We start from the raw sequence: 6,258 nt of genomic DNA, 5'->3' as shown, positions 1-6,258 counted from the left end.
AGCGCACCCTGTGCGCGACAAACCTACGGAGCGGTACACCGCATCGTGGCTGTCGCGCACAGGGTGCGCTCCCACAGACAAGCGGGCGTTGGAGAGAAAATGAGCGATGCCCAAAGCCGATGCGAAGCGAGGCCCCGCTTTAAGTCCTCAGCGATTCGGGCGCGTTGCGCAGCGCTTGGAAGTATCCCCTGTGTACCCTCGGAGGTTGTCCCGCAACAGCGCGTCTCGAGCGCTCGGGCTTATCCCAACACGATGCTGCGGGCGTTATCAGGCCATTCTCTTTGGGTTACTTTCGACGCGAAGCTAGTCCCGAGGGATCTCTTGGGCCAGCAAGAGAAAAGTGACTCGGTCGGCGGCAGCCGATCGAAACGCCCGCCGCGCAGGCGGCACGCTGGCCTCGAGGCGACGACCGGAGACTGACGAGACTGGATGACCAGCCCTTTGGCCGTTGAAAAGCGCCTCCGGCCTACGCCGGAATGACGAGCAAAGGGCGGCCTGCGCCGAGAGGACGAGCAAAAAACAGGAGCCCCTGTGCCGGGATGACGATCAAAAAAAAGGTCACCGCCGGGACGACGAACTAACCCGCACCGCGGCCATCGGCCGAATCAACCTCACCCTACATCGGCTTCCCACTGATATCCGGCAACCCCGTCTCCAGATACCAGTGCTTGCTCTCAGCGTCATAACGCCACGTCTGGTGATCCGTCACCGTGCGCTCAGCCTGAGTATTCACGTTGACCAGGTTGATCTTCACCGTCTGCTTCACTTCAAGCTGGCCATTGGGTACGACGCCGTTGCCGTCGTCATAGCCGCTGACCTTGTATTGCTGGTAGCGGGACATCTCCAGGGGCGAGATCGGATGGGCCTCGCGCACCTTCGGGTCCACGAACACCAGGGCGGCGTTGAAGTCGCCCCAGCGCACCGCGCTGGCGTACGCATTGAGCGTGGTGGTGAGGTCGTCGTTGCGTTTGTTGGTGGCACAGCCACCGAGTGCAAGCACGGACAGCGTGACGAGCGGGATCAGGACGCGGCGCATCTGGCATTCCCCTTGGACTAGGCCTGCATTGTGCCCAAGCAGAAAGACTTTTTCATACGGCGTCGGGGGAGCGTCGCTTGGCCACGAAACGGGCTTCCAGTGTCGCGGCGGGCTTGGTACCGGTGCCGGGTACCAGGCAGGTCACCTCGATACGGGCGCGGCCACGCGAGTCGAGCGTGTCGAAAAAGGTGACCCAGTTCGCACCTTCGGCCAGGCGTGCTTCGCTGACGAAGCCCTCCCAGACCGGTTCCAGGTAACGCACGGTGGATTCGCCGACGAACAGGTCGCATTCGAGGCCGCGCATGCGCAGTTCCAGTTCGACCAGGCCCCAGCCGTTGAGCGTCATCACGCTGACCAGGCTGCCGCCGAAGGCGCAACCCTTGTCGTTGATGTTCGGGCCCAAGGGGGCGGCGAGGGAGAATTGCTGCTCGTCGCAGCCGTGCAAGTTGACGTCCATGGTCTGCGCCAGGGGAATTTCATCGCGCATGAAGTTGACCAGCTTGCGTGCAAGAGTGTGTCGTTCGGTGCTGCTCATCGTCGCGGGGTAGGCATGGGGGGAAGGCGTAGTTTACGCACCCAGGCGGGACAGCACCGCTACGGCCCGGGCCGCTACACTCCCCGGCACCCCCGGAGAGGCCCATGAGCACGCGATCCCCGACCCTTGCCGAGCCCGCGCTGGACGGACGCACCGTGGTCATCACGCGCCCGGCCGGTACGGGTTCGCCGTTGGCGCGGCGGGTGCGGCGGATGGGCGGCGTGCCGCTGTTGTTGCCGGGTTTGTCGCTGCGTGCGGTCGATGATGCGGAGGCGGCGGCTATCGAGCTGCGTGCCGCATTGAGCGACCAATTGCTGATCTACACGAGCCCCGCCGCCGTACGTTTTGCCGCCCGGCTGGCGCCGTTGCGAACCACCGCCACCGTGCTTGCGGTAGGCCAGGGCACGGCGCGGGCATTGGCGCGCCATGGTGTCGATGCGCTTGCCCCGCTGGCGCGCCAGGACAGCGAAGGTCTGCTGGAACAACCCGGGCTTTCTCAGGTGCGGGACCGCCGGGTGGCGCTGATCGGTGCGCCGGGTGGTCGCGGCGTGCTGCGTGCGGAACTGCTTGCGCGTGGTGCACAGCTGCGCGAGGTGCATGTCTATCGCCGCGGCACGCCGCGCTGGCAGCGTCGTCAGCTCGATGCCATCCGCCAATTGCCGGTTGACGCGCGAGTGCTGCTGTCCAGCGCCGAAGCGCTGGATAACCTCAAGCAGGGCTTGCCTGCCGATGCGTATGCGCAGCTGATCCGGGCGGTGGCCATCGCCAGCAGCGAGCGGCTCGCCGAGGCCGCGCATGCTGCCGGCTTCAGGCGCGTCGCGGTGGCAGCCTCGGCGCTATCGGACAACTTGCTGGCAGCCGCAGCCCGTTCTTAGGCGTTTTCCTGCGGGAACCCCACGCCTTCACGCGCGTTTGATGCGAGCCCCCCGGCGTGGGCTGTTAGCATGTCGCGCATGAGCCAAGACGACTCCTTCCTCGATCGTGGTGCGCCTGCGGGCGCGCGTTCAGACACCCATCCCCGCGCCCAGCGCGTGACGCCGCCAGCCCGGCGCGGCAGCGGCACCCTGGCGGTGGCCCTGCTGATCTCCTTGCTTGCCCTTGGCGGCGCCGGCTATGTGGGCTGGCGCCAATGGCGGCAGGAACAGGGCAATGCCGCCGGCAATGCGGCGCTCAGCGGACTCAAGCAGCGCGTCGATACCCTGGAGAGTGCGTTCGGCGCCAGCGACAGTGAGCGCAATCTGTTGCGCCAGCGCCTGGGCGATGCCGATCAGGTGAATCGCTCCTTGCGCGAGGAGCTGCTGAGCCAGTCCGAGCGCACGCGCAATCTCGAAGACGCAGTGACCAAGCTGTCCGAAAAGACGCTGTCCGGCCACGACGCCATGTTGCTGGACGAAACCGAATCGCTGCTGCGCATGGCCAAGGAACGCTACGACCTGTTCCACGACGCCCAGGGCGCACTCGCTGCCTATGCGCTCGCCGACCAGGCACTCGCCGCGGTCAACGACGGCGCCTTCTCCGGTCTGCGCCAGAGCGTCGGCGCGGAACGCGAAGCGCTGAGCAAGACGCAGACGATGAATGTGGACACCGCGCTGAACACGTTGAGCAATCTGCGCGCTGCGACCATGGAACTGCCGCTCAAGCCGTTGGATGCCGCGGCATCGGACAGCGCCCCCGGCGGCTGGTCGCGCATCATGGGCGCCCTCGATCAAGTGGTGAAGGTGCAGCGCACGAATGGCGCACCGCTGTCGGTGGCCGATGCACGCTTCGCGCGCGAGCTCGCTTCGATCGATCTGGCACAAGCGCAGGCGGCGCTGCTGGCCTCCGATCGCGACGCCTACATCGCGGCGCTCAAGCGCGCCGATGCCGGCATCGCGGCGCAGTTCGACATCAACGCCGCGCCGGTACAGCAGGCGCGCACGCAGTTGGCGAGCCTGCTTGCCCAGCCGCCCGGTGCGGCGGTGCAGCTGGGTGCGGCCCTGGGCGAGCTGCGCAATCTGCGCGCCGTGCATGCACTCAAGCCCGCGGCCAGCAGCTCGGCCGGAGCCAAGTCATGACGTTGTGGCGCTGGATACTGCTGCTGGTGATCGTGGCGGCACTGACCGCGTTCGGCTGGCATTGGGTAGCGGAAGATCCAGGCTACGTGCTGGTGCAGCTGCGCGGCTGGCAGGCGGAAACCACGGCGGTTGCCGCGATTGTGATCCTGCTGCTGGCCTGGGCCCTGCTGAGCGCGCTCTGGTTTGCCGTGCGTTGGCCGTTCGGCGCGTTCACCCGTCGCCATCGCCGGCTGAGCCGCCGGAAAATGAGTGATGGCCTGCTCGCGTTGATGGAAGGTCGCCACGGCGATGCCGAGCGCGATCTGCATCGTGCCTCGCGTCTGGATGTGCTGCGTGGTCCTGCCTTGCTCGCGGCGGCCGAGGCCGCATCGCGTCGCGGCGAAAACAGTCGCGCGCTCGCTACGCTGGACGACGCGGCCCAGGTCGCACCGCGTGGCGCCCGCGTGCTGCGCGCCCGGGTACTGCGTCGCGAGGGTCGTCCTGCTGAAGCCGTGAATCTGCTGGCGGCCGATGCCGACGCCGGCAGCCTCACGCCCGGTGGTTGGCGCGAACTCGCGCTTGCTGCCCTCGCCAGCGGCGATACGCGGCGGGCGCGACAGGCCTTGGAGCCACTGCAAAAGAGTGGCTCGCTCAGCACGAAGACCTTTGCCGTATTGGAAGGCCAGGTGCTGGCCGCTTCACTGCGCGGAGCCTCCGACGCGGCTGCGCTCAACACCCTGTGGTCGCAACTCCCGAAGACCCAGCGTCGCGTGCCTGCGGCGGTGGACGCCTATGCGCGCCAGGCGGCATCGTTCGGCATGGTGTTGCCGGCGATGGACGAAGTGGAATCGGCACTGCGTCGCGAGTGGTCGCCGCTGTTGATCGAAACCTACGGTGCGCTCGGCGGTGAAGATATCGAAGCGCGCCTGCGTCGCGCCGAGTCGTGGCTCGACGCCCATCCCAACGATGCCGCGCTGCTGCTCACGCTGGGCCGCATGTGCGTATGCCAGGGCCTGTGGGGCAAGGCGGCGCAGTATCTGGAACGTTCGCTGGCCCTCACGCCCAGCAGCGGCGCGTGGGAATCGCTGGGCGACGTCTACGCCGGCCAGGACGATGCCGCGCTGGCCCAGCGTTGTTACCGCAATGCCCTGGCGCTGGCGCGTGGCGAAGCGGTTGCCCCGTTGCCGCAGGGTGCGCGCTCGGCGCGCCTGGACACCCGCCCCATCGCGGTGGAAGAGCGCAGCGAACACGGTGTGCCGCGCTTGCCCGAATAAGCGGGCGGCAGGCCATCCATCGTCTTCAGGTCTGAGTTCCCAGCTGTGCCAGTTGGGGATCGGCCATGCGCCAATGAGGCCACCGGCCGCCTCGCAGGCAGGACAAGGTGGCATCGCGCAGGCGATGCAACTGAGTTGGATCCAGTGGTGGTGACCAGTCCGGCTCGTGCACAGCATGCTCGATGCGCTCGCAATTGCCTTGGGTGATGGCGACATGCTCGGGCAGCGTGAAGGAAGGACGAGACACCAGTGGCGCGGTGACCGCTGGCACCGATGTAGCGGTTGTTGGCGCGTGCGGCTCGCTATTGAACGCATGGCTGAACACGTTGATCAACCCGATGACGCCGACGACAGCGCCCAACCTGCCGCCATAGTTTGTGCGCGTGCGTGGCGGAGCTGCCTGTCGATACGCCGCAGGCGAAGGCAGGTTGGAGAACGACTCCGCCATCGCCTTGTCTCGCGGCGGTAGTGCCGCGAATGCCTGTTCCCAGGCCGCCAGCGCTGAGCGCTCGACGCGCAGCGCGAGGTAATGCGGATAGCTCTGCAATAACTGCTGCATGTCCGGCCAGCGAAGGGTAGCGTCACGCGTGAAGTGCGAGGGTACGAGGTCGGGGCGATCGAGCGGTGGTGCGCCGCCAAGGCGATCGAAAAGGTCGTTGCAACCGGTGGCTGTCGCAGTCCGCCTCCATGCGATCTCTTCTTCCTGTACTGCACGAATCCACCCTCCACGCGCGCCCATTTGCTTCACATGGATGACGTCGTTCCAACCGAACTGGTTGCAGGCAGCATCGAACAGCGCAAGCCGTTGCGGCAGGCGCATCGCGGCAAGCCCGTCGATCAGCATGGCTTCGAAGATGGCCGTGACCTGGAGGTGTTCGCCTCGCAGGCCGATCAGCTGTTCGCTGAACACCACGTCTAACGGTTCGCCGCAGCCCAGCCGTTGCGCCAGTTGCTGCAAGGCGCGATTCGCCACGTTCACCGGCGCATGCGGATCGGGCAGCGGCATCTCGGTCGTGGCAGCAACCGTCGCCGAGGACGGAGGCAGCTGGGCCGGTGCCGGCGCGGCTGCCAGCGGAGCAGTTTCCGCGGCTGCGCCGTCGCTGGCGCGGCGACACCATGCAGTGGCGGCGGCGTACGCCTCGCGCAGCCGCGTGAAACCCCCGATGTCGGTCGACTGGTCGACCTGTTTCAGCCTCGCGGCGTATGCACGCTTGATATCAGCGGCGTCGGCCGCGGTGGTGAGGCCGAGGTGATCCAGGAACCACGGTGTCTGCATATGCGTTCGAATGTCCGGCCGAATGTCGGGTGCCACGTCGCAGGACCCTGCGGCCCTGCAACGTACCTATGGCTTCTCCGTCACTCCCCCTGACGGCGGGCAAG

At 66.9% G+C, this 6,258-nt stretch carries 6 protein-coding genes; 3 read left to right on the top strand and 3 right to left on the bottom strand.

The window, feature by feature from the left end; genetic code table 11:
• Window positions 1-616 precede the first annotated feature (616 nt).
• Complete coding sequence (locus AC1DE1_RS17340; RefSeq protein WP_441604858.1) at window positions 617-1,036, bottom strand: hypothetical protein; 420 nt, start codon at window positions 1,034-1,036, stop codon at window positions 617-619.
• Window positions 1,037-1,088: 52 nt separating this feature from the next.
• The gene (locus tag AC1DE1_RS17335; RefSeq protein ID WP_441604857.1) at window positions 1,089-1,571 is read right to left on the bottom strand and encodes a YiiD C-terminal domain-containing protein; all 483 of its coding nucleotides are present in this window, start codon (window positions 1,569-1,571) and stop codon (window positions 1,089-1,091) included.
• A gap of 104 nt (window positions 1,572-1,675) precedes the next feature.
• On the opposite strand from AC1DE1_RS17335, the gene AC1DE1_RS17330 reads away from it, so the two are divergent.
• From AC1DE1_RS17330 to AC1DE1_RS17320, 3 genes are all read left to right on the top strand, one after another.
• On the top strand, window positions 1,676-2,446 hold the full coding sequence (locus tag AC1DE1_RS17330) for a uroporphyrinogen-III synthase (protein ID WP_441604856.1): 771 nt from the start codon (window positions 1,676-1,678) through the stop codon (window positions 2,444-2,446).
• Between the two features lie 78 nt (window positions 2,447-2,524).
• Window positions 2,525-3,625, top strand: coding sequence for a uroporphyrinogen-III C-methyltransferase (locus AC1DE1_RS17325; RefSeq protein WP_441604855.1), 1,101 nt, complete (start codon window positions 2,525-2,527; stop codon window positions 3,623-3,625).
• On the top strand, window positions 3,622-4,878 hold the full coding sequence (locus AC1DE1_RS17320; RefSeq protein ID WP_477179161.1) for a heme biosynthesis HemY N-terminal domain-containing protein: 1,257 nt from the start codon (window positions 3,622-3,624) through the stop codon (window positions 4,876-4,878). The genes AC1DE1_RS17325 and AC1DE1_RS17320 overlap by 4 nt, the downstream gene beginning before the upstream one ends.
• 25 nt (window positions 4,879-4,903) lie before the next feature.
• On the opposite strand, the gene AC1DE1_RS17315 is transcribed toward AC1DE1_RS17320, so the two are convergent.
• Window positions 4,904-6,190, bottom strand: a complete 1,287-nt coding sequence (locus tag AC1DE1_RS17315; RefSeq protein ID WP_477179160.1) for a hypothetical protein — start codon at window positions 6,188-6,190, stop codon at window positions 4,904-4,906.
• Window positions 6,191-6,258: the final 68 nt, after the last annotated feature.

The sequence above is a fragment of the Dyella sp. 05T440 genome (assembly GCF_056395965.1).
Note: the sequence above shows the minus strand (reverse complement) of the source record. Positions and strands in the feature narration are given on the sequence as shown.